Genomic DNA, 25,131 nt, shown 5'->3' with positions numbered 1-25,131 from the left:
TGAATCTGACGTTGCATGAGCTGCAGTGAGGTCGCACCGGCGGATGGCAGCGAAGCACCATCTGGTTCGCGCTCCTCACAAGACAGTACGGTTCACCGGGGCGAACCGTCGCAACCTACCGAAGATGAACGCGAATAATCAGGTCAGGGCCGCGCGGCCTCATTCCATGCGGCTGAACTTGAGCGCGCCTTCCAGGATGGTGAACAGGCGCCGCACCTCGGCGCTCATCAGCGCGAAGCGCGTGTCCAACTCGGCGCGCAGGTCGTCGCTGCCGGTCGATTCGAGCTGGTCGACCACGCCATCGAGGAACTTGAGCTTGCGGATGATCAGGTCATCGCCCAGGACGAAGGACACGTGGTCGTCCAACACCAGGGCCAGCTTGGTGACCTGCTTGCCGGCTTCCAGGTGCTTGTCGATCTCCTCGCAGCGCAATTCCTGGTGCTGGCACTTGACCACGGCCCCGCCGTCGATGGGGTCCTTCATCTCGCATTCCTCACCCAGGCTCAGCCCCTCGGGCAAAGGCTCGCCAGCGATCCAGGCGGTGAGGATGGACTGCGGGGCGACCTCGGCGTTGACCGGCACGGCCGGGAAGCTGCCCATGGCGCCGCGCAGTTCGGAGACCACGTTCTCGGCGCTCTTGCGCGAGGAGGCGTCCACAGCGATGAAACCGGACTTCAGGTCCAGCATGGCATCGATGCGCGAGGGCTTGACGAAGGCGCGCGGCAGCAGCTCGTGGAGCAGGTCGTCCTTGAGGCGCTTGCGGGTCTTGCCACCGGGGCGGCGGCCTTCCTTTTCCTCGATCTCGTCGAGTTTGCGCGCCAGCAGGTCGTTGACCACCGCGCCGGGCAGGATCTTGTCCTCGCCGCCAACGCTGACCCAGATGGCCTCGTCGGCGCGGTGGCTGGCGACTTCCTCGTTGCGGCCGAACGGGGAGATGAAGCCGCGCGAGCTCATCTCCAGCGGGCCGACCGGCTTGAGCGGGGCCTGCTGCAGTTGGCTGTCCAGTTCGGAGAAATCCAGCGAGGTGGGGAAGCGGAACAGGGTCAGGTTGCGAAAGAACATGCGAGGGACCAGATGGGGGCGCGGCGCTGGCAAAGCGTCCGGCGCGAAAGAATGGACCGACGATTATCGCCGCTGGCGCCGCGGCCGACACCCTTGACAGGCGGTCGCCGCAGGGAGCCCGGAATCGGGCCGGGGCGGCCTCAGTCCTGGTGCTCGTCCTGGCCACCGCCCAGCCAGGCGCGGGCATCGGGCGGCGCGCCGGCCCCGCGCGCGCCCAGGGCGAGGAAATCGAACAGCTTCGGATCGGCCAGCTGCGAGGGCCGGATGTCGCCCAGCGCCCGGGCGATCTGCTCGATCCGCCCCGGCGATTCCTTCTCCCAGGCCTTGAGCATGTGGCCGACCTGGCGCCGCTGCAGGTTTTCCTGGCTGCCGCACAGGTTGCAGGGAATGATCGGGAAGGCCTTTGCCTCGGCATAGTCGACGATGTCGGCCTCGCGCACGTAGGCCAGCGGCCGGATCACCACGTGGCGGCCATCGTCGGACAGCAGCTTGGGCGGCATGCCCGATAGCTTGGCGTGGTGGAACAGGTTCATGAAGAAGGTGGCCACCATGTCGTCGCGGTGGTGACCCAGGGCGATCTTGGTGAAGCCGTGCTCGGCGGCGTAGCTGTACAGCGCGCCGCGGCGCATACGCGAGCACAGCGAGCACATCGTCTTGCCTTCGGGGATCACCCGGCTGACCACCGAGTAGGTGTCCTGCTCGATGATGTGGTACGGCACGCCCAAGGATTCCAGATAGGCCGGCAGCACGTGCTCGGGGAAGCCGGGCTGCTTCTGGTCCAGGTTGACCGCCACCAGTTCGAAGTCCACCGGGGCCTTCTTCTGCAGCTGCAGCAGCACGTCGAGCATCGTGTAGCTGTCCTTGCCGCCGGACAGGCAGACCATCACCTTGTCGCCGGCCTCGATCATCCCGTAGTCGGCAATGGCCTGGCCGACCTGGCGACGCAAGCGCTTGGCCAGCTTGGTCTGCTCGCGATAGGCGCGGCCGTGCCGGTCGGCCGGGCGGGGGGCTGGATCGTCCAGCAGCTGCAGGGGCAAAGGCGTGCTCATGCCGGGCATTTTACCGGCCCGTGGCGCGGGTCTCACCGCCGACACGTGCGCGGGGTATGCTGCGCCCATGGACAACGGCGCGACCGAAGAGGTGGTCTCCCGGCTGACCCGCCTGCGGCGGGAACACCGCGATCTGGACGAAGAGATCCTGCGCCTGCTCGCGGGCATCCAGGCCGACGAACTGTCCGTCAAGCGTCTGAAGAAGCGCAAGCTGTGGCTGAAGGACTGCATCGCCCGGCTGGAGAGCGCCCTGATCCCCGACGAGCCGGCCTGACCTTGCGCTAGCCGGATCGGGCCGCTTGTGACCCGTCACGTCACCCCGGACCCTGCGCACCCGGCGCGAGACCCTGCACGGCAAGGCGATGGCGGGATCCGGCCGTTGGCGCGATGTTTGCTTGGGCACTCCTATCGACCCGCGTCTTCGGGCCAGCCGGTACCCGCTCCATGCAAGCCGCTGCTTCCTCCGCCAGTTCCAGCCATGGCCCGTCGTCGGGGCAGGGGCGTCTGCACGCCGTGCGCCTGGGGCCCGGCCAGGGGGGCGCCATGCTGCGCCGTCTGCGCACGCGGCTGCTCGACGAGCAGGGCCAGGACCCCTGGCTGGAGGATGATGCCCTGGAAATGAGCGCCACCCAGGTGGTCGTCCTGCAGGGGCAGGAGCCGGTGGCCGCGCTGCGTCTGCATGCGGCCGACACCCCGCAGTTGCGCCAGGAGATGGCCGGTCTGCTGCGTCTGGAGCGCTTTGCCGGGACCTGGCCAGCCGCCAGCCTGGTGGTCGGCTCGCGCCTGGCGGTCCTGGCCGAGCATCGCGTGCGGCCGGTGATCGATGCGCTGGTCCGTGAGGCCTACCAGCTGTCGCGCGATTCCGGGGTGCGCTTCGGCCTGATCATGTGCCCGCCGGAGCTGCATGCGCTGTTCGCTTTCTACGGCTTCCAGGAATACCTGCCGCCGGCGATCCTGCCCGGCGGCAGCGCGGTGCTGCGCATGGTGATGGTCTGCGAGCACGCCGCCGACTTCCGCGCCACCGGCTCACCCCTGCTGGAGCTGGTGCAGCAGCCGGAGATCGGGGCTTCGGCCCACGCCTGGCTGGCGCAGGCCTTTCCGATGCTGGGCTGAGCCGGGCGGGCCCGGTTTGGCTTATTCGGACGGTTCCGGAGCGGTGTCCTGCGGGCGCGCCGCTTCGGGGCTGACCCGTTCGATGGTGTGGCGCAGCTCGCGGCCGAGGATGATCTTGGCATCGCGCGCCCAGGCGTCCAGGCGCTCGTCGAACAGCAGCTTGCTGTTTTCGTCGGGCCAGACCAGCTTGAGTTCGCGCAGTTTCTGGATGAAGCCGCGGAACAGGGTGCGGTCGAAGAATTCCGGGGCGGCCGGCGCATAGAGCAGGCTCAGGCGCTGGGCGGCCTGCTGGCACAGGCTCTCCAGCTCGGCCGAGCCCAGGGTGCCAGGGCCGTTCTTCACCAGCACCGAGATGGCGATGTAATAGCGCTCGAAGGCCTGCTGCAGCGAGTGGCCGATCGCCCGCAGGCGGAACACCTCGTCGGTCTGGCCGGCGTTGCGGGCCAGGATGCCGCCGTCGTCATCGCCGACCTGCTCGAGCAGGCGCGCCTGGATGAACACGTCGATGGTGCGCTCGATGCGCGCGCTGAACTGCTCCGGCGTCCACGGCAGGAACAGCTCGGCCTGCAGAAACGGATACAGCTGCACGCCCAGCCCGACCAGGCGCTGGCGCGACATGCGCCGGTTGTTCTGGAAGCAGCAGGCGATCCACGAGGCCGCGGTGAACAGGTGCAGGACGTTGTTGCGGTAATAGCTCAGCAGCACCGCGGTGTCTTCGTCGACCACGTCCAGCACATCGCCCAGCGGGTGGGAGATGCGGCGCAGGACGTTGATGTCCAGGCCGTGGGCGATGATGCGCTCGGGGCTGTGCGGGGAGACGGTCACCCGGTCCGAATACGGCAACTCCTTGAGCAGGGCCTTGGACAGCTCGATCTGGGCGATCAGGTCGCCCTCGGCCATGGCGTGCTTGGGCGTGGACAGCAGGGCCAGCGCCAGCAGGTTGATCGGGTTGACGTCGGCGGCCGCGTTGACCCGCACGTTGATGGTCTGGGCCAGCGCATCGACCGTATCGGACAGCCAGCGCGGCTTTTCCTCGTCGGGCAGGGGCGTGCCGTCCCATTCCGGCGCGTGCTCGGCCAGCACCGCGTTCAGTTCGATCGGCTCGCCGAAGTTCACCACCACCTGGCCGAAGTTGGAGCGCAGCACCTTGGGGATGTTCCACAGCAGGCCCCAGATCGATTCCTTCTGCTTGGGCCGGCCGGAGAGTTCGTCCAGGTAGCTCTTGCCCTCCATCAGCTTCTCGTAGCCGATGTAGACCGGCTGGAAAAGCACCGGCTTGCGCGGCTGGCGCAGGTAGGCGCGCACGGTCATCGAGATCACCCCGCCCTTGGGCGGCAGCAGCCGGCCGGTACGCGAACGTCCGCCTTCCACGAAGTACTCGATGGAATAGCCGCCGGCGACCAGCTGCGCCATGTATTCGGAGAACACCGCCGAATACAGCGGATTGCCGCGGAACGAGCGCCGGGCGAAGAACGCGCCGCCCTTGCGCAGCAGGGTGCCGACCACCGGCAGGTTGAGGTTGATGCCGGCAAAGATGTGCGGCGGCACGATGCCGCGTTCGTACAGCAGGTAGCTCAGCAGCAGGTAGTCCATGTGGCTGCGGTGGCTGGGCACGTAGACGATCTCGTGCCCGGGCGCGGCGTCCTTGAACTTGTCCAGGTGGTGCACCAGCACGCCGGCGTAGATGCGGTTCCACACGTGCGACAGCAGGAAGCTGGCCGAGCGCACCACCGGGTTGGAATAGTCCGCGGCGATCTCCCAGGCCATGGCGTGGGCCTTCTTCCAGGCGTCCTCCGGCTTGGTGTTGTCGCGGCGGGCCTGGTCGGCGATGGCCTGCTTGACCGACTCGGCCGCCAGCACCTGGTCCACCAGCAGACGCCGGGTCGACAGGTCCGGGCCGATCACCGATTCGCGGATGCGGTGGAAGTGCGTGCGCAGCACGCGCGAGAGCTTGCGCACCGTGCGCTCGGGGGGGAGCTGTTCGGCGACGGTATCGCGGACCGACACCGGCGGCGAAAACCGCACGATGGTGTTGCGTCCGTTGAGCAGGATGGCCAGCAGCCGGCGGAAGCGGCCCACCAGGGCCCAGTTCTCCGAGAACAGCACCGCGAACCAGCCGCTCTGCTTGTCCGGCGCGCGCCCCACGAAGATCGACACCGGGACCAGCTGCACGTCCAGGGCCAGGTTGTTGCGGTGTGCCTGCAGCAGCCGGGCCAGCGAGTCCGAATGGGTCTTGGCGCTGCCGGCTTCGGGGATCAGCGTGGGCGAACTGCGCCGCGACAGCGCCAGGTACGCGCGCTTGCGCCGGATCGGGTCGCCCGGGATCGGCTGCAGCGGCGAGGGCAGGCCGGCGGCGTGACAGGCGCGGTCCAGGATCAGGGCGTTGGACAGCCCATAGTCTTCCAGCACATAGCAGACCGGCCGGTTGTCGATCATCGCCCCGGGGGCTTCCGGTTCGATGTCCAGGTTCACCCACGGGTCGACCAGGCGGTGCATCAGGCGCGCCCACAGGGGCGCCTTGCCGCTGCGGCCGATCGGCGCGGACACCGGCACCGGCAGGTGCGCGTGTTCGCCGTCCACCGGTGCGCTGGCCGCGGCGGCGTGCTCGGCGGTCTCGGGCTGGCCCGCGCGCGGCGGCTGCGGACCGTTGTCGTCCGGGAGGGGGAGGGGAGTCTGTTCGGGCATTGGCGGCATTATGCCCAATGCCCGCGCGCGACCGCCCGCAGGAGCAGGGCGACCTTGTCTTCGGCCGGGGCCGGTTCGGCGGGTGCCTGGTCCGGGTCCGGCGCCGATGGCGTCTGTTCCATCCGCTTGCGCAGGGCCTCGGCGCGGTCCATGTAGTCGGCCACATACCAGTGTCCGGCTTGGCGCCGCAGGGTGACTGTGAGGGTGATCGGCTTGCCGGCCAGCGGGTATCGGACCTGGACGGTGGCCACATCGCCTTCGATGGTGACCGCCCCGGTCACCAGCTGGGCCAGGCTCTCGTGCAGGGACAGGCCGTAGTCGTCCAGGACCTTGACGAACGTGGCCAGGAAGGGATCGAGTCTGCGCAGCGAGGCTTCCATCCCCGCCTCGCGCAGGTCCAGGTCGCTGTCGATTCCGGTAGCCCGGGCAGCCGCCACCAGCTCGCGCAGGGCGGTGTGGGCGCGCGGCGCGTCGGCCAGCGGGGCGTCCTGGGCCCAGGACGACAGCGCGGGGATGACCTGGGCCAGATGCTTGCGCTGGGCCGGAGTGAAATCACCCTGGTTGCGCACGTACTGGGTGGCGAACAGACCCAGCGTCTGGGCGGCGTTGCGCAGGTCCTGGGTCTGACCCGCCAGCTGGCGGTCGTAGTCCATGCCCAGCTGGCGCTCGGCATCGTTGGCCGACAACGTGGCCAGCATCGGCACGATGCGTTCGGGCAGGGGGAGTTCGCTCAGGGGCCAGCGGCTCAGGTCCTGCGACCAGGCGCGGGCGAAGGTGGCGTAGTCCGCCGCCGGCACCGCGTCGCGGGCGAATCCGGCCAGATCGTCCTGGCCCAGTCGCTGGGCCAGATGGATCACGGTGGCGGCCGGGCCGTCGGGCGGGCCGGGCACCTGCGCCTGCGGCGCGGTGTCCGGTTTGCAGGCGCCCAGCGCGAGCAGCGCACAGGCAAGGACAGCAATGGAGCGCTTGGCCAGTCGCATGCGTAACCCCCTGTGGAGCCTCATCTTGGCCGCAGCGCCGTGGCGTGGGCAAGAAACCCCGTCACGGGGCAAAAAAACAGGCCCGGTCGATCACGACGCGCGGGCCTGGTAAATCCGGGAAACATCCCGGCGGACTTGGTTGTGGCAACGACCCGGTCGAAACCGGACGGCGCACAGCCTAGCGCCTGAATGAATCCAAGGCAATACTTTAAGTTAATTGATGCAAGTGATTGATTTCAAATGAGTGATTTGGCGATCTCCGCCTGCATCGCTTCCGCGGCGGCGCGTGGATCGGGCGCCTGACGGATCGGCCGGCCGACCACGATGGCGCTGGCGCCGGCGGCGAACGCCTCGGCCACGCCCATGACCCGCTTCTGGTCGCCCACCGCGCTGCCGGCCGGACGGATGCCGGGGCAGACGATGTCGAAGCCGGCGCCGGTCGCCGCGCGCACGGGGCCGGCCTCCTGCCCGGAGCAGATCACCCCGTCCAGGCCGGCGGCCTGGGCAGCCAGTGCGCGCTGGACCACCACCGCCTGTGGATCGGCCTGGATCCCCATCGCGTCCAGGTCCGTGCGGTCCATGGAGGTCAGGACCGTCACCGCCAGCAGGCGCAGCTGGCCGCTGCGCGCGTCGGCGGCGGCCTCCATCATCGGTGCGTGCCAGCCGTGCAGCGTGGCGAAGGTCACCGGCCAGCGCGAGAGTCCGCCGATGACGCCGGCGATGGTGGCGGGGATGTCGAAGAACTTCAGGTCCACGAAGATCTTCTTGTCGCGCTTGGCCAGCGCGTCGAGCACGGTGAAGTAGTCGCCAGAGGCCAGCAGCTCCATGCCGATCTTGTAGAACTGCACCGCATCGCCCAGGCGGTCGACCCATTCCAGCGCCTGCGCGCCGGTCGGTTCGTCCAGGGCGACGATCAGGCGTTCGCGCGGGCCCAGGGTCAGCGCGCTCACTGGGCGAAATCCAGCTGCGCGCGCTTGGCGGCCCGGCGGACCCCGCGCGGCTGCTGCCAGTCGTTGTTGAATAGCGCCGGTTCCCACGACCCGTAGGTCGGACCGGGCAGCATCCACCAGCGCTGGCCGAACCAGGCGTCGTACTTGTCCAGCAGCCCGGCGCGGCCTTCCGCGGTATTGGCGATGACCTGGGCGAAATCGCCGAGCTGGTCGCCGAACTGCATCAGCACCCGGTACTGCTGCCCGGCCAGCTTGCGTCGGCAGGTCTTCTCGGTGCCGTTCTGCTCGCAGCCCTTGAGCACGGTGCCCAGCCCCAGGAACACGCTGTCATCGGCCACCGGCAGCCCGGCGCTGCGCAGGTTGGCCAGGGTGGCGTCCTTCAGATGCACGGCGCGGTTGGAGATGTACAGCAGGGTGATGCCGCGGGCCTTGGCCGCCTTGGCGAATTCGACCACGCCCGGGACCGGCTTGGCCTTCTTCTCGGCGACCCACTGGTCCCAGCTGACCTCGTCGTACCCGGCGTTGTCGCGGATCAGGCGGGCCTGGTAGGGCGAGTTGTCCAGCACCGTCTCGTCCACATCCAGGATCACCGCCGGTTTGAGATCGCCGACCGCGCCGCCGCGTTCATCCTCGGGCAGGGCGTCCCAGGTCTTGTCTTTGAGCGCGGCATCGAGGTGGTCGGCGGCGGCGCGATAGGTCTGCTCGGCGATGGCCTTGTATTCGGCCGAGCGCTGCACCCAGAGCACGGCGTTGAGGTTGTCGTCGGCCAGCACCTCGGTGGTGGCCGGGGCCGGATCGGCGCTGGCCTGGGCGGAGGACTGGGGCGTCGTCGCCGTGGTGTCCGGGGCGGGGGCCGGCTTGCAGGCGGCCAGCGCCAGCACAGTGCCGGCGCTCAGGAGCAGGGTGCGGAGTCGGGTCACGAGACGAAGGGCGAGGCTTGAAGGATGCGCGAGTTTAACGGCTGACCATGACCACCGTGCTGCGCCCCCTGTCCGGGCGGCCCGATGGCCTCGACTCCAGTAAGTCAGCAGGGTGGCTCGGCGCACCAGTCAGCGCGCAGGTGTGCGCCTGGCCACCCGCGGTGCGGGCAGCCCAATTCGGGAGGACCACGCGCGCCAACGGCTGGTCCAGAACGTGCGATGCCACGCGTTCGCCTAGCGCCGAGAGGACCGGGGAATTCCCGCTGTAGCCCGGCTCCCGGCGCAGGCTGCGGGAATCGAAGACGTCCGAGGCGGGAGGCGCGGCGCATGGCCGCCGTTCTGCCCTGCACCCAGCCATCTGCACGCGGCAGCTATCCTTGCGCCCCGCTTCCGCTTCAACAGGTGCCCCATGACCGATGCCACCGAACTGCCCGTGCTCGACGCCGCCCAGGCGCGCCTGCTCGGCTGTCTGATCGAGAAGGAGGCCACCACGCCGGACGTCTACCCCCTGACCGTCAACGCCGCGGTCTCGGCCGCCAACCAGAAGACCGCGCGCGATCCGCTGATGAGCCTGCAGGCCGGCGCCGTGCAGCACGCGCTGCGCGCCCTGGAGTCGCTGGGTTTGGCCCGCCAGCAGTTCTCCTCCCGCGCCGAGCGCTACGAGCACCTGACCGGCAAGGTCTTCGGCCTACCCAATCAGCAGGTCGCGCTGCTGGGCCTGCTGCTGCTGCGTGGGCCGCAGACGGTCAACGAACTGTTGGCCCGCGCCGAGCGACTCACCACCCTGGCCGACGCCGAGGATGCGCGCCATCACCTCGACCGGCTGGCCCATCGCAGTTCCGCGCTGGTGGTGCAGATTCCACGCGGGCCCGGCCAGCGTGAGGACCGCTGGATGCACCTGTTGGCTGGCCCGGTGGACGTGGAGGCGGTGCAGGCTCGCACCACAGGGGCGGTCCCCGCGGCTGCCGGCGAGCTGGAACACCGCCTGGCCGCGCTGGAGGCCCGCGTCGCCGAACTGGAGGCGCGGCTGGGGGATCAGGGAGGCGGCGATCCCGCGCCGGGCTCGGGTGCCCAGCTGTCCTGAATGACCCGCTGCGCCCGTGAAACCGCAAGAACCTCCCCCTCATGACCGGTGCTCCATGCGCTTGACCCTGACTGCCGCAGCGCTGCTGTCGCTGGCGCTGCTGCTGGCAGCCTGCAAACCGCAGCCGCCCGCACCGCCCCGGCAGGGAGTGTCGAGCGCGCCTGAGCCTGCGCTCAACGCCATCCCCGAGACGCTGCCGCCGGCGCCGCCGCGCACCATCAAGGCCTCCTTCCAATGCCCCTCGCGCCCGGTCGAGGGCGAGCCGATGCTGCCGTTGGCCGAGCCGCTGACCGATCTGCAAAAGCTGATCTGCGACGAGGTCGAGCTGGCCATGCTCGACCACCAGGTGCACGACGCGTATGTCGCCGCGCGCCTGCGCGGCGGCGTGAACCGCGCGGCCATGTCGCATGCCCAGCAGCAGTGGGAGACCGACCGTGAGACCTGCCTGAAGGCGGCTGATCCACGCGACTGCGTGGCCGAGTCCAGCCGCACGCGCCTGGCCGAACTGGTCCTGCAGGACCCGGCCACCCAGCCGCGCTTCACCCTGTCCTTTGGCTGTCGCGGGACCGGCACGGCGCTGCAGGCGCAGTTCTACGACACCATCAAGCCGTCCTTTGCGGTGCTGGACTACGGAAGCCAGCACGCGGTGGTGTTCGTGCAACCCTCGCCGGTCGGCCTGCGCTACAAGCGCACCGGGGTGGATTTCATCCTGCTGCATGGGCAGGTCGCCGCCGACCTGTATGGCCGCAACCTGGCCTGTGCTTTGCCCTCGGCGTCGGCGACCTCCGATCTGCTGGTCAAGGCCCTCGCGCCGCCTCCCGCTGCATTGCCCGATGCCGATCCGGCGGCGACCGAGCCCGCCACGACAACGGCAACGACCACCGTGCCTGAGCCGGCCTCGGAGCAAGCGTCGGCGCCGGTCGAGGCCTCGTCGCCGGCAACGCCACCGGCACCGGCACCGGCTTCTATCGCCCAGGTACCCGCGCCCGTCCCGGCAACGCCCCCGGAGCGGCAGCCTGCGCCGGCGCCCACGGTGGACCGCGCGGTCGCCGCCGCGCCCCCGGTGGTGGCGAAGAAGACGGACCTTGCCGCTGCGGCAACCCCCGCCGCCGAGGTGCCCGCCGTCGTCACGCCCAGGCGCCCCGTGGTCGCGGAGGCGACGCCCGCCCCGGCCCAGCCGGTGGCGCGCCCGACGCGTTCGCCTGTGCCCCCGGCTATGGCGGTCACCCCCGCAGCCAGGCCCGCGCCGCAGGCCGCATCCGCACGAGCCCCGGCGCCGGCCAAGGCCACGTCGACGGCAAACGTCAGGGCCGCTACCGCCCGTGCCCCCGTCGAAACGCCCGCCCCGCGGGCGCTTGCGCCTAGCGGCAGTCCCAGCAAGGCCCCGCGTGCCAACGACGCATTGGCGAGCCAGGCGTCGGCGCGTGTCTCCGCGCGGCCCGACAACCTCCCGCCTCCGGTCTCCACCCCGCCGCGGGCGCAGGCACCGCGCGCCGCCACGACGGCCACCGAGACGCTGGCAGCGCAGGCCGCCGCACGCGCCGCGGGACGCACGGCCGAGCCGGCGCCGGCCCCGCCCCGGTCCTCCACGCTGGCGGCGCGGGCGACCGGGACGCTGGTGGCACAGGCCGCGTCCCAAGCATCCGGGACCCCGGTGCCGCCACCGGCAGCGTCCGTTGCGCGCACGCCAGCGCCGCGGACGGCCGCGCAGGCCACCGACGCCTTGGTCCGGGAGACCGCGCCGGGCGCCTCGCGCTCGACCCCGGCCACGCCTGCACGTGCCACCACGCGCGCGCGGTCGCGGATGACCGCCGCCGAGGCCACCGATGCCCTGGTCCGCCAGGTGCTGGCCCAGGTCGCCGCGGCCGAAGCCGCCGCCGCGCAGGCGAAGGCCCAGCAGAGCGCCGCGCCTGCTTCCGATATCTCGACCCCGCCATCGGGATCCAACGACGCCCCGTAGGCGGTAAGCGCCGCCCGCTCAGTCGTCGAACAGTGCCTGGATCGCCGCCAGGCCGGCCTTGGCCCGTTCCTGCTTGCTGGCTGCGTCCAGTACCGGGTCGGCGCCGTCGCGCTGCAGTTCGCTCTGCGGAAGCTCGTCGATGAAGCGGCTGGGCTGCAGACGCATCAGCTCGCGGAACTTGCGCGTGGTGCGGCTGTGGCTGAGGTACAGGCCCTGCTTGGCGCGGGTAATGCCCACGTACATCAGGCGGCGCTCTTCCTCCAGCGAGCCTTCCTCCAGCGCCGCCTCGTGCGGCAGCACGCCGTCCTCGCAGCCGACGATGAACACATAGCGGAATTCCAGGCCCTTGGCCGCGTGCAGGGTCATCATCCGCACCTGGTTGCCGCCATCGTCCTTGTCGTTGCGCGACAGCAGCGCCAGCTGCGCGGCCAGGTCGCCCGCGCTGGCGCCGCGCGGGCCGCCACCGAACCAATCGGCCAGTTCCTCCAGGTTGGCCTTGCGGCGCTGGAAGGAGGCCTCGTCCTTGGACTGCACGCGCAGGTCGGCCAGCAGGCCAGAACGCTCGGCCAGCAGCAGCACCAGTTCGGCCGCCGGCAGCTTGGGGGCCTGGCTGCGCAGGTCGCGCAGGGCATCGTTGAACGCGGCCAGGCCATTGGCCGCGCGCGGCGGCAGGGCCTGCAGGGCGCCGCTGATCTCGGCCGTGCGCGCCATCGGCAGATGCCGGGCCTGGGCCAGCTCGGCCAGGCGCGCCAGCGAGGTCGCGCCGACCTCGCGCTTGGGCGCCTGCACCGCGCGCAGGAAGGCTGCATCGTCATCCGGATTGGCCACCAGGCGCAGCCAGCTCAGCGCGTCCTTGACCTCCTGCCGCTCCAGGAACGCGGTGCCGCCGGTCAGGTGGTAGGGGATACGCAGCAGCTGCAGCGCCTTTTCGATCACCCTTGACTGGAAGTTGCCGCGGAACAGGATGCAGAACTCGTTCCACGGCACCTGCTTGGCGCTCTGCAGGAAGGCGATCTCCGCGGCGACCTTCTCGGCCTCGTGCTCGTTGTCGCGGCATTCCCACACCCGGATGCGCTCGCCGTCGGCCTGGTCGGACCACAGCTGCTTGAGGTGCTCGTGCGGGTTGTTGGCGATGAGCGCGTTGGCCGCGCGCAGCACGCGGTTGGAACAGCGATAGTTCTGTTCGAGCTTGATGACCTCCAGCTGCGGATAGTCGCGTGCCATGAGCATCAGGTTCTCGGGGTTGGCACCGCGCCAGGAGTAGATCGACTGATCGTCATCGCCCACGCAGGTGAAGTCGCCGCGCGGGCCGGCCAGGGCCTTGAGCAGGCGGTACTGGGCGTCGTTGGTGTCCTGCGATTCGTCCACCAGCAGGTAGCCGATGCGCTCGCGCCAGGCGGCGGTGATCTCCGCGTTGCCCTCCAGGATCTGCACCGGCAGGCGGATCAGATCGTCGAAGTCCACCGCGTTGAAGCTGGCCAGCCGCGCCTGGTAGCGCGCGTACAGCGCGGCGGCCTCCACCTCGCGCGGGCTGCGGGCCAGTTCGGCGGTCTGCTCGGGCGACAGCCCGGCATTCTTGGCCCGCGAGACCAGCGATTTCATCTGCTCGACCGCGTCGGGCTTGGCGCCGGGCATCAGGTCCTTGAACTGCGCGTTGGCATCGTCGGCGTCGAAGATGGAGAAATTGCGCTTCAACCCTGCCGCAGCGTGCTCGATCTGCAGGAACTTCAGCCCCAGCGCGTGGAAGGTGCAGATGGTCAGGCCTTCGGCCGCATCGCCCTTGACGCGCTTGGCCAGGCGCTCGCGCATCTCCTTGGCCGACTTGTTGGTGAAGGTGATGGCCGCGATGCGCTTGGCCGGCATGCGTTTGGACGCGATCAGGTGCGCGATCTTCTCGATGATCACGCGCGTCTTGCCGCTGCCGGCGCCGGCCAGCACCAGCAGCGGACCATGCACGTGCAGCACCGCCGCGCGCTGTGGGGGGTTGAGGAAGTCCATGAACCAGAGGTTTCGCGATAGGCCATCAGTTTATAGAAAAGCCTGCCTGCGCCCGGAGTGGAGTCGCCGCGACACGGCATGGTTCACCGCCCAGTCCAGAAGAAGGAGAAGGCGTCCGCGCAGCCCTGAGCGGATCGCTGACCGTGCGCCGAGCGCTTGTCTTCCGCCAGCGGCGTGGTGGAGCCGGCGGCTAGAATTACGGCCATGGCCAAGCTCTATTTCTATTATTCGGCGATGAACGCCGGCAAGACCACGACCCTGCTGCAGTCGGCGCATAACTACCAGGAGCGCGGCATGCGCGTGCTGATCCTGACCCCGCGCCTGGATCACCGCGCCGGCTCCGGCGTGGTGGCCTCGCGCATCGGACTGCGTGCCGAAGGGACCGCCTTCGGTGCCGACGATGACCTGCTGGGCGTGGTTGATGCCGATATCGCCGCGCACGGGGCGCTGCATTGTGTGCTGGTGGACGAGTCGCAGTTCCTCACCCGCTCCCAAGTCTGGCAGCTGAGCGAGGTGGTCGACCAACGGCGCATCCCGGTGCTGTGCTACGGACTGCGTACCGATTTCCGCGGCGAGTTGTTCGAGGGCAGCCAGTACCTGTTGGCCTGGGCCGACGAGCTCAGCGAGATCAAGACCATCTGCCACACCGGCGCGAAGGCGACCATGACCGTGCGCGTCGATGGTCAGGGACGGGTGGTGCAGGACGGTCCGCAGGTGGAAATCGGCGGCAACGAGGCCTACGTGTCGGTCAGCCGCGCTGAGTACAAGAAGATCACCCGCGGCGAGTCGGCGATGGCCCCTCCGCTGCAGGCCAAGTTACCGCTCTAGGGCGTATCGTCAATTCCTGATCGATGGCACGCCTGCGGTCGCTTCAGCGCTGGGCCAGTCGCTGGGTCGCGCAGCGATCGCGGATCTGTTGGATCTCACGGGTCAGGGTGCCGCCATCCGGGCGCGCCTGGCCGATCTGTTCCAGCAAGGCATCCAACTGCTTGAGCGGGGCGCTAGAGGCGTTGATCCTGCAGCGGGCCTCGGCCGCGTAGGCGCTCGCGCTCCAGCGCAGGCGGATGGCCTCGCTGCCGGTTCCGGCGCGTCGGGCCAGGGCGTCCATGCGGGACAGTCCTGGTTCCAGTTGGCCCAGGCGCGCCTGGTTGCGGGCCACGGCCAACTCGGCCTCCAGGCGGCGTGGATGGTCGGCGGGGTAACCGTTGCGGATCAGCGTTGCCCCATTTTCGAACCAGGATTCGGCCTTCTCCGGCGCGCCGCCGTCGGCGAGGATCTGGCCGATCATGCGGTCGGTATCGCCGACCAGGGGGTGTTTGGCGCCGTAGTTCTCGATGCGCAGGGTGCGCGCCTCGCGCAGGGCTTCCAGGGCCTGGCCGTCGTGGCCGGCGGCGTGCAGGACCCGTCCGTAGTTGAACAGTCCGCCGGCCAGCTGTCCGGCGCCCTCCGGCGTGCGCCAGATCTCCACCGCGTGGGCGATGTCGCGCTGGGCGGCCTCCAGATCGTCCTGCTCCCAGGCGATGATGCCCATCGTGTTCCAGGCCAGGCCGGTTTCCCGGTGGTGCGGCCCAAGCACCTGCTCGGTCTCGGGCAACAAAATGCGCATGCGCGCGGCCGCGGCGCGGATCTGGCCCATATCCACCTGCAGGGCGACGATCTGGCGCTGCAGGCTCAGGGTGACCGGGTGATCGGTGCCGTTGAGGCGATTGGAGAGCGCCAGCGCCTGTTGGTAGGTGCTTTGCGCGCGTGCGGTCTCGCCGCGGACCCGCCAGGCCGCACCCAAGGCCCGCAGGATTTCCACGGCCAGCGGATGCTCGCGTCCGGAATGCTGGTCCAGGTGCGCCAGCGCGGCCTGGTAGCCCTCCAGTGCCTGTTGTTCCCGAGCCAGGTCGGTATCGAGCATCGCCAGGTCCAGCATGTTTTCGGCCACGCCGACCTCGTCGCCCTGATTCTGGCGTCGTGCCAGCGAGCGGTCCAACAGCTGGCGCGCCAGGTCCAGGTCGCCACGGGGGCGCAGGCAGCGGGCGTATTGGGACAGGAAGTCCGCGACCTCCGCATCGTCGGTCAGCTGCTTGTGGGTCAAGGGCTCCAGCGGGGCGAGCTTGTGCGCACAGGCGTCGCCGCGATCGAGCAGTCGCAGCGCGCGGCCTTCCTGGGCGGCGATCTGCAACTGCAGATTGGCAGGCGCCTGCCCGTCGGGAGGAAGCAGCGCCTGGGCATGTTCGAGCAGCGCCAGCGCCTGCTCGTAGTCGCCCAGGCCGATCCGCAGCCGGGCCACCACCGCCAGCAGTTCGGCGTGGGCCAGGGGTTGCTGGGCCAGCTCGCGCTCGCCACGCGCCACCCCGAGCTCCAGCAGCTTGCGGGTATCGAAGGCGTCGCCGCGTGGAGCGGCGCCGGCGCTGTCGAACAGCCCGATCACGAAATCCTGCATCGCCTGGGCACGCTGGGCTTCGCGCACGGCCTGGCTGGCCTGGCGCAGGCTGATGGCGGCGGCGCCCAGCAGGATTAGCGAGGCCAGGCTGCCCGCCAGCAGCCACCAGCGTTGACGCAGGACGTACTTGCCCAGGCGGTAGCCGATACTCTGCCGGCGCGCCTGTACCGGGAGCCCTTCAAGGTGACGCCCGAGGTCCGAGGACAGCGCCTCGACCGAGGGGTAGCGGTGCTCGGGCTTCTTGAGCAGCGCCTTGAGCACGATGCGGTCCAGGTCACCACGCAGGCGGCGGGCCTGGCGGTGCAGCTCGCCCCGCATTTCCTTTGGTGCGTCCATGCCCAGCACGGCCTGCGATGGCCGGGGAGGCTCGGTCCCGACGATCGCCCGCTCCCATTCCAGGGACGATTCGCCGGTTAGCCGGTAGGGCTTGGTGCCCGCCAGCAGCTCATAGAGGACAACGCCCAGGGCGTACACATCGGTGCGCGTGGTGACCGGCTCGCCGCGGATCTGCTCGGGCGCGGCATAGTGCGGAGTGAAGGCCCGCAGCTCGGTGCGCGCGCCGCCACCCTCGGGCGAGTCGAGCAGCTTGGCGATGCCGAAGTCCAGCAGCCGGGTGTCGCCTTCGGCGGTGACCAGGATGTTGGAAGGCTTCAGGTCGCGGTGGACGATCAGGTTGGCGTGCGCGTGGCTGACCGCCTGGCAGACCTGGCGGAACAGGGCCAGGCGCGCCTCCAGGCCCAGCGCGTGCTGCTGGCAGTACTCGGTGATGGGCAGGCCTTCGACGTATTCCAGCGCCAGATAGGGCTGGCCCTGCTCGCCGACACCGGCGTCGAGCAGGCGGCCGATATGCGGATGTTCCAGCCGGGCCAGGATGTCGCGCTCGCGCGAGAAGCGCAGGCGCAGGCGGTGGTCCGCGAACCCAGGGCGGAGCAGCTTGAGCGCGACCCGGCGTTGGTAGCTGCCATCGGCACGCGCGGCGCGCCAGACCATGCCCATGCCGCCTTCGCCGAGCATGCATTCCAGGCGGTAGGGCCCGATGCGGGCACCGGCGCGCAGGGTTGGCTGGGGCTCGTGCAGGGGCGGCGGCCAGGCCTCTTCGCTGTCTTCCTCCAGCGCCAGCAGGCCAGCGACGTCTTCGGCCAGGTCCGGGTCTTCCTGCGCCACCCGTTCCAGCTGGTGCGCGCGCTGCTCTGGATTCATGTCCAGCAGCAGGTCCAGCAGCGGGGAGACGCGCTTCCAGCGGGCAGGGTCCATCGCGCGTCCCAGGCCCGGTTACTCGTCCTGCATCGCGGCCAGCAGGAACAGGCGAGCCTTCTGCCAGTCGCGGCGGACGCTGCGCTCGGAGCGCTGCATCAGCTCGGCGATCTCCAGTTCGGACAGGCCGGCGAAATAGCGCATCTCCACCACCTTGGCCAGGCGCGGATCGGCATCGGACAGCTTGTCCAGCGCGCTGTTGAGGGCCAGGGTGGTTTCGTCCAGCCGAAGCAGGTTGCTTTCCACGTCCTCTGGGATCTCGGCCACGCGCTTGAGGTCGCCGCCACGCTTGCGCGCCAGACGACTGCGCGCGTAGTCGACCACCACCGAACGCATCGAGGAGGCGGCGTAGGCGAAGAAATGTGCCCGATCATCGAACTGCGCCGCGCCCTGCGCGCCCAGCAGCTTGAGATAGGACTCATGGACCAGCGCCGTCGCGTCCAGGGTATGGCCCTGGTGACCCGCCAGTTGCCGGCGTGCCATGGTGTGCAGTTCCTGGTAGAGCGTGGAGAGCACGCGATCCAGCGCCGCACGGTCGCCCGCACGCGCAGAATCCAGCCACGAAGTGATGTCGGCCCCGCGTTCCATACCTGCACGTCCCTCGGTTCCCCGCGTGAATCATAGCGCCCTGGCGCCGGCCCGGTGCCGTAACCGCGTCTTCGTTCAGCGCTGGCAGCGCGGGCACCACACGCTGGTGCGCTGGCCGATCTGCTCGGCCTTGAGCGCGCTGCCGCAGCGTTTGCAGGGCTGCCCACCGCGGCCATACACCCACAGCTCCTGCTCGAAGTAGCCCGGCGCGCCGTCCGGGCTGATGAAGTCGCGCAAGGTGGTGCCGCCGCGTTGGATCGCGTGAGACAGGATGGCCCGCGCCGCGTCGGCCAGCGCGTCGTAGCGCGCCCGGGACACCTTGCCTGCCGGCCGCAGCGGGTGGATGCCCGCGCTGAACAGGCTTTCGGCCGCGTAGATGTTGCCGACGCCGACCACGATGCGTTGGTCCATCAGGAAGGTCTTCACCGGGGCGCTGCGTCCACGACTGCGGGCGAACAGATAGGCCCCATCGAAGGTGTCCGAGAGCGGCTCGGGTCCCAGGTCACGCAGTAACGGATGCACCGTGCCCGGCGCCTGCCAGAGCAGGCAGCCGAACCGGCGTGGGTCGTTGAAGCGCAGGACCTGGCCGCTGTCGAGCGCCAGGTCGACGTGGTCGTGCGCGCGCACCGGCGTGGCCGCGGGCAGCACCCGCAGGCTGCCGCTCATGCCCAGGTGGAGCAGGGCGCTGCCGGCCTGGGTGTCCAGCAGCAGGTACTTGGCGCGGCGGCGGACCGCGTCGATGCGCGCGCCCGGCAGATGGGCGCGGACCTCGGTGGGAATCGGCCAGCGCAGGTCGTCGCGCCGCTGCAGGACCGCGCGCACGATCGCCCCTTCCAGGTGCGGGGCCAGACCGCGGCGGGTGGTTTCGACTTCGGGCAGTTCGGGCATGGGCAGAGGTCCTGGAATCACCGCGGTCGCAGGAACCGGCCGGATCCCCACAGGTGGGGCCGTGCCGGGCGGCGTCCAAGGCCAGGGTGCGGCTCAGGCGGCGCAGGCGCGGTAGATGCCACGCTCGCAGCGCACGTCCAGCGGCCCCCCGTAGACCTGGGAGAGCAGGGGGGCGGTCAGGGTCTGGGCGCGGGAACCATCGGCGACGATGCGACCGTCCTGCATGAGCACCACGCGGTCGATCGCCGGCACGATCTCCTCCAGGTGGTGGGTGACCAGCACCAGGGTGATCCCCTGGGCGGCCAGTTCGCCCATCAAGGTGCAGAACTGCCGCTGGGCGATCACGTCCAGCCCGGCGGTGGGCTCATCCAGCAACAGGGCCTGCGGCTGGTGAACGAGGGCGCGGGCGATCAGGACCCGGCGCATCTGGCCGGTGGACAACTCGGCGACCAGGCGTCCGGACAGCGCCTGTCCGTCTACCCGGGCCAGCGCTTCGGCCGCCCGCGCGCGCATCTCGGCGGTGACCTCCTGATCGATGGGCAGGACGAAGCTGGCAAAGAAGCCGGTGACGATCGCGTCCTCCACCCGCAGCTGGTACATCTCCTGCAGGTCGCGGGTGGCATCGCTGGTGACCACGCCCAGGCGCGTACGCAGCTGGGTCACGTTCCAGCGGTCCTGGCCGAACACCCGCACCGGGGCCTGGCCCTCGCGCGCCAGTGGATAGAGCTCGCGATTGATCAGCTTGATGAAGGTCGATTTGCCGCAGCCGTTGGGGCCCAGCAGGGCGGTGTGCTGGCCCAGCACGATGCGCAGGTCCAGCGCATGCAGCACTGGCGACTCGCCGCGCACGACGGTGGCGTTGTCCAGCTCGATCAGGGCATTGGGGGAAGATGACTCAGTGACGGACGGCATGATTTCCTGGGGACACCGTGCACGGGCTGAACGCCATACGTCCGCGACGGGTGAAGTTTGCGGTGGGAGGCTCCATTATGGAGGCCTGCGTCGCGCGTGCTGCCGGCGCTTCGTCCCTGGAGGGGGAACACATGCACGCAACCCTGATCGACCTGCTGACCGGCGGGCTGTTGCAGTTCACGTGGTGGGAGCTGTTGCTGGTGCTGTTGGTGTGCGCCCAGCTGACCATCTTCTCGGTCACCCTGTACCTGCATCGCAGCCAGGCCCATCGCGGCGTGGATTTCCATCCCGTGCTCAACCACGGCTTCCGTTTCTGGACTTGGCTGACCACCTCGATGATCACCAAGGAGTGGGTGGCGATCCATCGCAAGCATCACGCCAAGGTCGAGACCGACGAGGATCCGCACAGCCCGCAAGCCAAGGGCATCGGCAAGGTGTTCTGGGAAGGCGTGGAGCTGTACCGCGAAGCGCGCGGCCAGCGTGCCGACATCGAGCAGTACGGGCGCGGTGCGCCGGAAGACTGGATCGAGCGTCACCTCTACACCCCGCGTGCCAACTGGGGGCCGGTGCTGCTGCTGCTGGTGCAGGCCACGCTGTTCGGCCTGCCGGGCGTGGCGGTGTGGGCGATCCAGATGGCGTGGATCCCGTTCTGGGCCGCCGGTGTGGTCAACGGGTTGGGACACTGGTGGGGCTATCGCAACTTCGAATCGGCCGACACCTCGACCAACCTGACGCCATGGGCGTTCTGGATCGGCGGTGAGGAACTGCACAACAACCATCACGCCTTCCCCAGCTCGGCGCGCTTTGCGATGCGTCGCTTCGAGTTCGATATCGGCTGGGCCGCGATCAAGGGCCTGGAAGCGCTGCGTCTGGCCAAGGTGCTGCGCGTGGCCCCACGCCTGGACATCCGCCCCAATATCGCCGTGCCGGATGCGGATACCCTGAAGGCGCTGCTGTCGCACCGTTTCCAGGCCATGACCGACTACCAGCGCAATGTGTTCAAGCCGGTGCTGGCCGAGGAAGCCGCCAACGCCGGGCAGAAGCTGCGCCAGCTGCTGCCGAGCCGGATGCGTCGCGGTCTGGTCGACGACGGTCGCTGGCTCAAGCCCGATGCGCGCGATGCCCTCCATTCCTGGGTCTCGCAGCGGCCGCGCATGCAGGCGCTGGTGGAGCATCGCAAGCGTCTGGCCGCCGTCCTGGAGGCACGTTCCAACGATGCCGCCGAGCGCCTGCGCCAGCTGCAGCAGTGGTGCAAGGAGGCCGAGGAAAGTGGCATCGCCTCGTTGCAGGCCTATTCGCGCCGGCTCAAGGGCTACGCCCTGGCGCATTGAATCGGTCGGTTTGCCCGGCTTGCACACGCCCCGGCCTGTCCGGGGCGTGTCGTTTCCGGCTCTGGCTCCTGCGACACTGGCGACCATGCGCCTGCCCCTCCTGATCGCCTTGACCTGTTGCGTGCCTGCGGCCCTGGCCCAGGTGCCGGATCGCACCTCGGACTATCTGGCGCGCCTGGACACCGACCATGACGGCCGGGTCAGCGTCGACGAGTACGTGGCTTGGATGACCTACGCCTTCGATGCGCGCGATGCCGACCACAATGGCGTGCTGGAAGGGGCCGAGTTGCCCGGCAGCCGCGGCAAGCCGGTCTCGCGTGCGGTGCTGGTCGAGCAGTTGCGGACCCGGTTTGGCCGCCAGGACCGCAACCACGACGGGTACCTGGATGCCCGCGAACTGGCCGCCCCGCCGCAATAGGCAGGCATACGGCCTGTGTGGCCGGCGGCGATAATGCGCGCCTTCTCAAGGCGTTCTTGGTGGTGTGGCGATGTGGTTCGTGTTGCTGGCCGTGCTGTGCAGCGTGGCGGTGTCGGTGTTGTTCCGGCTGGCGCCACGCTGGCAGGTGGACGTGCCACAGGCGGTGACCTGGAACTACCTGGCCGGCACGGTGTTGGCGCTGGCTCTGTTGCACCCGCCGCTGGAGGCCTTGCGTGGCGAGGGCGCGCCGTGGCGCTGGTGGCTGCCGCTGGGCTTGCTGCTGCCGGGCCTGTTCCTGGTGCTGGCCGCGTCGATCCGGCGCGCCGGCGTGGTGCGCACCGATATCGCCCAGCGTCTGTCGCTGCTGCTGTCGCTGATCGCCGCCTTCACCCTGTTCGGGCAGCGTGCCGGTGCCTGGCAGGTGGCGGGGCTGGTCCTGGGCCTGGTGGCGATCCCCTGCCTGCTGGCGCGGCCGCGCGGCGACGCGAGCCTGGAAGCGCCGGCGTGGGGCCTGCCGCTGGTGGTGCTGGTGGGCTGGGCCACGACCGACGTGCTGTTCAAGCGCATTGCCGCCGACGGCGCACCGCTATCGGCCTCGTTGCTGGCGACCTTCGCCATCGCCTTCGTGCCGATGCTGGCTTGGCAGCTGTGGCGCCACACACAGGGCACGCCGTTGCGACTGCGCAGCCTGGCGGCCGGGCTGGGACTGGGCGCGCTCAACTTCGCCAACATCGGGTTCTACCTGGCCGCGCATCGCGCGTTGCCGCATGCGCCGGCCACGGTGTTCGCGGCGATGAACATCGGCGTGGTGCTGGTGGGGACCGTCGTGGGCGTGGCGGGCTTCGGCGAGCGTCTGGGCCGGCTCAATCGACTGGCGATTCCCCTGGCGGTGCTGGCCATCGCCCTGATTAGCCGGGGTATGGGCTGACGCCGGCGGGGGGCTTGACGCCTCCTGTATCGTTACAATGTAACGAAATCAGGGTCGTCCCCCATGAAAACTTCCTCGGCCGCGCATGCGGCCTGCGACGCTTCCGCCATCGGTCTGTCGATGCTGTGCCTGGCCCACTGCCTGCTTTTGCCTGTCCTGGCCGCGCTGTTGCCGGCCCTGGGGACCTGGGCACAGGCCGAATGGGTCCATCCGGTGTTCGCGGCCATCGCCGCGCCGCTGGCCGGCACCGCCCTGTGGCGCGCGCACCGGCACCGCCCCCTGCCGCCGGCGCTGGTGGCCTTGGCGCTGCTGGGCCTGACCGGCCTGGTGGCCGGGGCCGTCCTGCATGCCTTGGAGACGCCGCTCACCGTGACCGGCAGCCTGCTGCTGGCCAGCGCGCATGTCTGGAACTGGCGCCGCCGTCCGCATGCGACCTGCGCCAACGGCTAAGGGCAGCCGCGGTCAGAACACCATGACGTGATCGACCAGAGAGCGGCCATCCTGCTCGACCAGGCCCCGCTCGGCGACGAACTCGCCTGCGACCCCGTTGAACCCCTGGCGCCAGATCACGGCGATGGACGCGGGTCGACGGAACACCGCGACCACTTCGCGCCCGGCGAACGTCCCGCGCTCGGCCTGGTACGCATGGCACAGCGTCTCGAAGCGCTCCGGCGGCAACTGCGCCAGCAGGCGCGGGGTGAAGTCACGTACGTGGCCTGCATAGTCGATGGCGGTGGACGCGGCCATCAGCCGATCCATGATCGGTTCGACGACGGCCAGGATCTCGGCATCGCTGCGCGTGGTCAGGTCCAGCCCTCGTCCTCCGTCGGCTATAGATCGAAGCCCAGCAGCATCGGGTCGTGGTCGGAGCTGCGCCACGGGCCGGCCGCGTCCAGGCCCTCGTAGCCGACGTCGAAGGGCTCGTCCGCGTTGACGTGCCATTCGGCCGCACCCTTCAGGTGCGCCGCCAGGTCCGGGGACAGCAATGCGTGGTCCAGGCGCCCGCTCTGGCCATCGTAGACGTAGCTGTAAGGAGCCTCGACCTTGGCCAGGGCGAAGGCGTCGGCCCAGCCAGCGGCGCGCAGGGTCCGCAGCGGGGTCTCCTGCGCGTAGGCGTTGAGGTCACCGACGATCAGGCTGCGTGTGGCGCCCTGGCCGGTGGGATCGGACTTGAGCCAGGCGTCGACGCGGCGCGCCGAGTCGGTACGCGTGGCGTTCCAGCAGCTGGCGCCGTCGTGCTGGTCGGCATCGGCGCCGCTGGCGTCGCGGCAGCCCTTGGACTTGAAGTGGTTGGCGGCCACCACGAACACCGGGCCGTCGCCACGCCGGAACGCCTGGGCCAACGGCACCCGGCTGTGCTCGGCGAATGGGCCACCTTCGAGCACCACCGGCTTGCCGACCGGAGTGACCTTGGAGGCGCGGTAGATCAGGCCCACGCGGATCGGGTTGTCGCCGGGGCCGCTGCCGGCATCCACGTACCTCCAGTCGCCGCCACCGGCATTGAGGGCATCGACGAACTGGGCCAGCGACGAGCGGGGTCCGTAGCCGTCGTTCTCCAGTTCCATCAGTGCGGCGATGTCGGCATGCAGCGGCGTCAGGGTGGCGATGAGCTTGGCGACCTGCGCATGCCACTGCGCCTCGGTCTTGGCCCCGCGCAGGGTTGGGAAGCCGCCGCCGGCGCCATCGCCGTTGAACAGATTCTCCAGGTTGAACACCGCGATCCTCAGGTTGCCCGGCACCGTGGGCGGCGATGGGCGCGCCGCCGCCTGCACATGCAGCGGCTGGGTGACCTGCAGGCGCCAGGCGTCGTGGCGATAGTCGACGATCCCCTCCACGCCGGTGGCGACCGATCCGGTGCGCACCGGCCCGGCTGGCAGGTAGGGCAGCGTGGCGGGATCGCGCGCGTCGCTTGCATCGTCCAGCACGATGCGGCGCCGCGCGTTGTCGGCGTTGACCGCGGCGAAGGCCGGGGTCCCGGCGACCGCTTGCTCCGCGGGGGTCCACAGGCGTCCGCCGAAGCTGGCGATGGTCTGGCCATACCGGGTGTCGGTGCCGTCCAGGGTCAGCGGCGCGTCGATGCGCACGCGCATGCCGTCCAGTGCCGCCCAGTCGGCCGGCGGTGCGGTCAGCGTGGTGATCGCCGGTGCCGTCGCCTTGCCGGGCAGAACGCGCAGATGCGCCAGTGCCAGCGTCCTCGCGCCAGAGACAGCGTGCAGGCTGCCCTGCAGCTCCAGCGTCTGGCCGGCCTTCAAGGCGGGCAGGGCCATGTCCGCCGGGACCTGCACGAACAGGCCTTCGGGCGTGCGTGGATCGCCGTCGCCCGTGCCGGGCGACTGCACGAACAGGCCGCCCAGTCCGGTGCGCAGGTCCGCGGTGAGCACGCCGCGCACGGTGACCGCGCTGGCGTCGACCGCGGTGGGCAGCTGCCCGATGTTCAATGGGGTGTCGGCCAGGCCGGGGGCGGCGACGGCGCAGAGCGCGCTCAGGCAGGCGGACAGCAACAGCGGGCGGATCGGGGACATGCGGGTTCCACAAGGCCAAGGCAGACACGAGAACGCCGCCCGAAGGCGGCGTCGGAAC

General features: G+C 70.0%; 22 protein-coding genes. 9 read left to right on the top strand and 13 right to left on the bottom strand.

The genetic code is table 11. The features are described from left to right. Nucleotides 1-159: 159 nt before the first annotated feature. Nucleotides 160-1,062 (bottom strand): recombination-associated protein RdgC, encoded by a 903-nt coding sequence (locus tag PJ250_RS05965; protein WP_271647647.1) that lies wholly within the window; start codon nt 1,060-1,062, stop codon nt 160-162. A gap of 140 nt (nt 1,063-1,202) precedes the next feature. Beyond that, nucleotides 1,203-2,111: a tRNA 2-thiocytidine(32) synthetase TtcA gene (ttcA, locus tag PJ250_RS05960; protein WP_271647646.1), complete on the bottom strand. Its 909-nt coding sequence runs from the start codon at nt 2,109-2,111 to the stop codon at nt 1,203-1,205. Between the two features lie 67 nt (nt 2,112-2,178). Between ttcA and PJ250_RS05955 the strand changes: the two genes are divergently transcribed. Together PJ250_RS05955 and PJ250_RS05950 are read left to right on the top strand one after the other, a co-directional pair. Continuing rightward, nucleotides 2,179-2,385: a YdcH family protein gene (locus tag PJ250_RS05955; protein WP_271647645.1), complete on the top strand. Its 207-nt coding sequence runs from the start codon at nt 2,179-2,181 to the stop codon at nt 2,383-2,385. 170 nt (nt 2,386-2,555) lie between these two features. Next, nucleotides 2,556-3,224: a GNAT family N-acetyltransferase gene (locus tag PJ250_RS05950; RefSeq protein WP_271647644.1), complete on the top strand. Its 669-nt coding sequence runs from the start codon at nt 2,556-2,558 to the stop codon at nt 3,222-3,224. A 21-nt stretch (nt 3,225-3,245) separates the two neighbouring features. Here the strand turns inward: PJ250_RS05950 and plsB are convergent, their stop codons facing one another. The 4 genes from plsB to PJ250_RS05930 all read right to left on the bottom strand — a co-directional run bounded on the left by plsB (nt 3,246) and on the right by PJ250_RS05930 (nt 8,759). Then, nucleotides 3,246-5,918 (bottom strand): glycerol-3-phosphate 1-O-acyltransferase PlsB, encoded by a 2,673-nt coding sequence (gene plsB, locus PJ250_RS05945; RefSeq protein ID WP_271647643.1) that lies wholly within the window; start codon nt 5,916-5,918, stop codon nt 3,246-3,248. Then, entirely contained in the window at nt 5,918-6,889 is a 972-nt protein-coding gene (locus PJ250_RS05940; RefSeq protein WP_271647642.1) for a hypothetical protein, read from the bottom strand. Before PJ250_RS05940 ends, plsB begins: the two co-directional genes overlap by 1 nt. A 236-nt stretch (nt 6,890-7,125) precedes the next feature. Next, nucleotides 7,126-7,839, bottom strand: coding sequence for an orotidine-5'-phosphate decarboxylase (gene pyrF, locus PJ250_RS05935; protein WP_271647641.1), 714 nt, complete (start codon nt 7,837-7,839; stop codon nt 7,126-7,128). Continuing rightward, complete coding sequence (locus tag PJ250_RS05930; protein WP_271647640.1) at nt 7,836-8,759, bottom strand: HAD family acid phosphatase; 924 nt, start codon at nt 8,757-8,759, stop codon at nt 7,836-7,838. Before PJ250_RS05930 ends, pyrF begins: the two co-directional genes overlap by 4 nt. Nucleotides 8,760-9,168: 409 nt before the next feature. Between PJ250_RS05930 and PJ250_RS05925 the strand changes: the two genes are divergently transcribed. Together PJ250_RS05925 and PJ250_RS05920 are read left to right on the top strand one after the other, a co-directional pair. After that, nucleotides 9,169-9,843, top strand: a complete 675-nt coding sequence (locus PJ250_RS05925; RefSeq protein WP_271647639.1) for a YceH family protein — start codon at nt 9,169-9,171, stop codon at nt 9,841-9,843. A gap of 55 nt (nt 9,844-9,898) precedes the next feature. Then, nucleotides 9,899-11,803 (top strand): lysozyme inhibitor LprI family protein, encoded by a 1,905-nt coding sequence (locus PJ250_RS05920; RefSeq protein ID WP_271647638.1) that lies wholly within the window; start codon nt 9,899-9,901, stop codon nt 11,801-11,803. Between the two features lie 18 nt (nt 11,804-11,821). Here PJ250_RS05920 and PJ250_RS05915 read toward each other — a convergent pair whose 3' ends face one another. Further along, a complete protein-coding gene (locus PJ250_RS05915) occupies nt 11,822-13,801 on the bottom strand; it encodes a UvrD-helicase domain-containing protein (RefSeq protein ID WP_271647637.1) in 1,980 nt (659 codons plus the stop codon). 204 nt (nt 13,802-14,005) lie between these two features. Between PJ250_RS05915 and PJ250_RS05910 the strand changes: the two genes are divergently transcribed. Beyond that, nucleotides 14,006-14,629: a thymidine kinase gene (locus PJ250_RS05910; RefSeq protein ID WP_271647636.1), complete on the top strand. Its 624-nt coding sequence runs from the start codon at nt 14,006-14,008 to the stop codon at nt 14,627-14,629. Between the two features lie 43 nt (nt 14,630-14,672). Here PJ250_RS05910 and PJ250_RS05905 read toward each other — a convergent pair whose 3' ends face one another. The 4 genes from PJ250_RS05905 to PJ250_RS05890 form a co-directional block, all read right to left on the bottom strand. After that, entirely contained in the window at nt 14,673-17,486 is a 2,814-nt protein-coding gene (locus PJ250_RS05905) for a serine/threonine-protein kinase (RefSeq protein WP_271647635.1), read from the bottom strand. A gap of 18 nt (nt 17,487-17,504) precedes the next feature. Next, the gene (locus PJ250_RS05900; RefSeq protein ID WP_271647634.1) at nt 17,505-18,074 is read right to left on the bottom strand and encodes an ECF-type sigma factor; all 570 of its coding nucleotides are present in this window, start codon (nt 18,072-18,074) and stop codon (nt 17,505-17,507) included. Between the two features lie 75 nt (nt 18,075-18,149). After that, nucleotides 18,150-18,962, bottom strand: coding sequence for a bifunctional DNA-formamidopyrimidine glycosylase/DNA-(apurinic or apyrimidinic site) lyase (mutM, locus tag PJ250_RS05895; protein ID WP_271647633.1), 813 nt, complete (start codon nt 18,960-18,962; stop codon nt 18,150-18,152). A 93-nt stretch (nt 18,963-19,055) separates the two neighbouring features. Beyond that, nucleotides 19,056-19,874, bottom strand: coding sequence for an ABC transporter ATP-binding protein (locus PJ250_RS05890; protein WP_271647632.1), 819 nt, complete (start codon nt 19,872-19,874; stop codon nt 19,056-19,058). A gap of 131 nt (nt 19,875-20,005) precedes the next feature. Here PJ250_RS05890 and PJ250_RS05885 point away from each other — a divergent pair, with 131 nt between their 5' ends. From PJ250_RS05885 to PJ250_RS05870, 4 genes are all read left to right on the top strand, one after another. Next, on the top strand, nt 20,006-21,205 hold the full coding sequence (locus PJ250_RS05885) for a DesA family fatty acid desaturase (RefSeq protein ID WP_271647631.1): 1,200 nt from the start codon (nt 20,006-20,008) through the stop codon (nt 21,203-21,205). 85 nt (nt 21,206-21,290) lie between these two features. Then, nucleotides 21,291-21,623 carry an EF-hand domain-containing protein gene (locus PJ250_RS05880; RefSeq protein WP_271647629.1) on the top strand — a complete coding sequence of 111 codons (333 nt, stop codon included), beginning with the start codon at nt 21,291-21,293 and terminating at the stop codon, nt 21,621-21,623. Between the two features lie 70 nt (nt 21,624-21,693). Continuing rightward, complete coding sequence (locus PJ250_RS05875; RefSeq protein WP_271647628.1) at nt 21,694-22,551, top strand: EamA family transporter; 858 nt, start codon at nt 21,694-21,696, stop codon at nt 22,549-22,551. A 63-nt stretch (nt 22,552-22,614) separates the two neighbouring features. After that, nucleotides 22,615-23,001 carry a MerC domain-containing protein gene (locus tag PJ250_RS05870; protein WP_271647627.1) on the top strand — a complete coding sequence of 129 codons (387 nt, stop codon included), beginning with the start codon at nt 22,615-22,617 and terminating at the stop codon, nt 22,999-23,001. Nucleotides 23,002-23,013: 12 nt separating this feature from the next. On the opposite strand, the gene PJ250_RS05865 is transcribed toward PJ250_RS05870, so the two are convergent. Both PJ250_RS05865 and PJ250_RS05860 read right to left on the bottom strand, forming a co-directional pair. Further along, nucleotides 23,014-23,298 (bottom strand): hypothetical protein, encoded by a 285-nt coding sequence (locus PJ250_RS05865; protein ID WP_271647626.1) that lies wholly within the window; start codon nt 23,296-23,298, stop codon nt 23,014-23,016. 83 nt (nt 23,299-23,381) lie between these two features. Next, complete coding sequence (locus PJ250_RS05860) at nt 23,382-25,073, bottom strand: ExeM/NucH family extracellular endonuclease (protein WP_271647625.1); 1,692 nt, start codon at nt 25,071-25,073, stop codon at nt 23,382-23,384. Between the last annotated feature and the right edge of the window lie 58 nt (nt 25,074-25,131).

It is taken from the genome of Pseudoxanthomonas sp. JBR18 (assembly GCF_028198165.1).
GTDB lineage: Bacteria > Pseudomonadota > Gammaproteobacteria > Xanthomonadales > Xanthomonadaceae > Pseudoxanthomonas_A.
This window is presented reverse-complemented; position numbering and strand designations above follow the sequence as displayed.

Coding starts and splice junctions, on each gene's coding strand:
- PJ250_RS05965 (WP_271647647.1), bottom strand. CDS start 1,062: ATGTTCTTTCGCAACCTGACCCTGTTCCGCTTCCCCACCTCGCTGGAT.
- ttcA (WP_271647646.1), bottom strand. CDS start 2,111: ATGAGCACGCCTTTGCCCCTGCAGCTGCTGGACGATCCAGCCCCCCGC.
- PJ250_RS05955 (WP_271647645.1), top strand. CDS start 2,179: ATGGACAACGGCGCGACCGAAGAGGTGGTCTCCCGGCTGACCCGCCTG.
- PJ250_RS05950 (WP_271647644.1), top strand. CDS start 2,556: ATGCAAGCCGCTGCTTCCTCCGCCAGTTCCAGCCATGGCCCGTCGTCG.
- plsB (WP_271647643.1), bottom strand. CDS start 5,918: ATGCCGCCAATGCCCGAACAGACTCCCCTCCCCCTCCCGGACGACAAC.
- PJ250_RS05940 (WP_271647642.1), bottom strand. CDS start 6,889: ATGCGACTGGCCAAGCGCTCCATTGCTGTCCTTGCCTGTGCGCTGCTC.
- PJ250_RS05925 (WP_271647639.1), top strand. CDS start 9,169: ATGACCGATGCCACCGAACTGCCCGTGCTCGACGCCGCCCAGGCGCGC.
- PJ250_RS05920 (WP_271647638.1), top strand. CDS start 9,899: ATGCGCTTGACCCTGACTGCCGCAGCGCTGCTGTCGCTGGCGCTGCTG.
- PJ250_RS05915 (WP_271647637.1), bottom strand. CDS start 13,801: ATGGACTTCCTCAACCCCCCACAGCGCGCGGCGGTGCTGCACGTGCAT.
- PJ250_RS05910 (WP_271647636.1), top strand. CDS start 14,006: ATGGCCAAGCTCTATTTCTATTATTCGGCGATGAACGCCGGCAAGACC.
- PJ250_RS05905 (WP_271647635.1), bottom strand. CDS start 17,486: ATGGACCCTGCCCGCTGGAAGCGCGTCTCCCCGCTGCTGGACCTGCTG.
- PJ250_RS05900 (WP_271647634.1), bottom strand. CDS start 18,074: ATGGAACGCGGGGCCGACATCACTTCGTGGCTGGATTCTGCGCGTGCG.
- mutM (WP_271647633.1), bottom strand. CDS start 18,962: ATGCCCGAACTGCCCGAAGTCGAAACCACCCGCCGCGGTCTGGCCCCG.
- PJ250_RS05890 (WP_271647632.1), bottom strand. CDS start 19,874: ATGCCGTCCGTCACTGAGTCATCTTCCCCCAATGCCCTGATCGAGCTG.
- PJ250_RS05885 (WP_271647631.1), top strand. CDS start 20,006: ATGCACGCAACCCTGATCGACCTGCTGACCGGCGGGCTGTTGCAGTTC.
- PJ250_RS05880 (WP_271647629.1), top strand. CDS start 21,291: ATGCGCCTGCCCCTCCTGATCGCCTTGACCTGTTGCGTGCCTGCGGCC.
- PJ250_RS05875 (WP_271647628.1), top strand. CDS start 21,694: ATGTGGTTCGTGTTGCTGGCCGTGCTGTGCAGCGTGGCGGTGTCGGTG.
- PJ250_RS05870 (WP_271647627.1), top strand. CDS start 22,615: ATGAAAACTTCCTCGGCCGCGCATGCGGCCTGCGACGCTTCCGCCATC.
- PJ250_RS05865 (WP_271647626.1), bottom strand. CDS start 23,298: ATGGCCGCGTCCACCGCCATCGACTATGCAGGCCACGTACGTGACTTC.
- PJ250_RS05860 (WP_271647625.1), bottom strand. CDS start 25,073: ATGTCCCCGATCCGCCCGCTGTTGCTGTCCGCCTGCCTGAGCGCGCTC.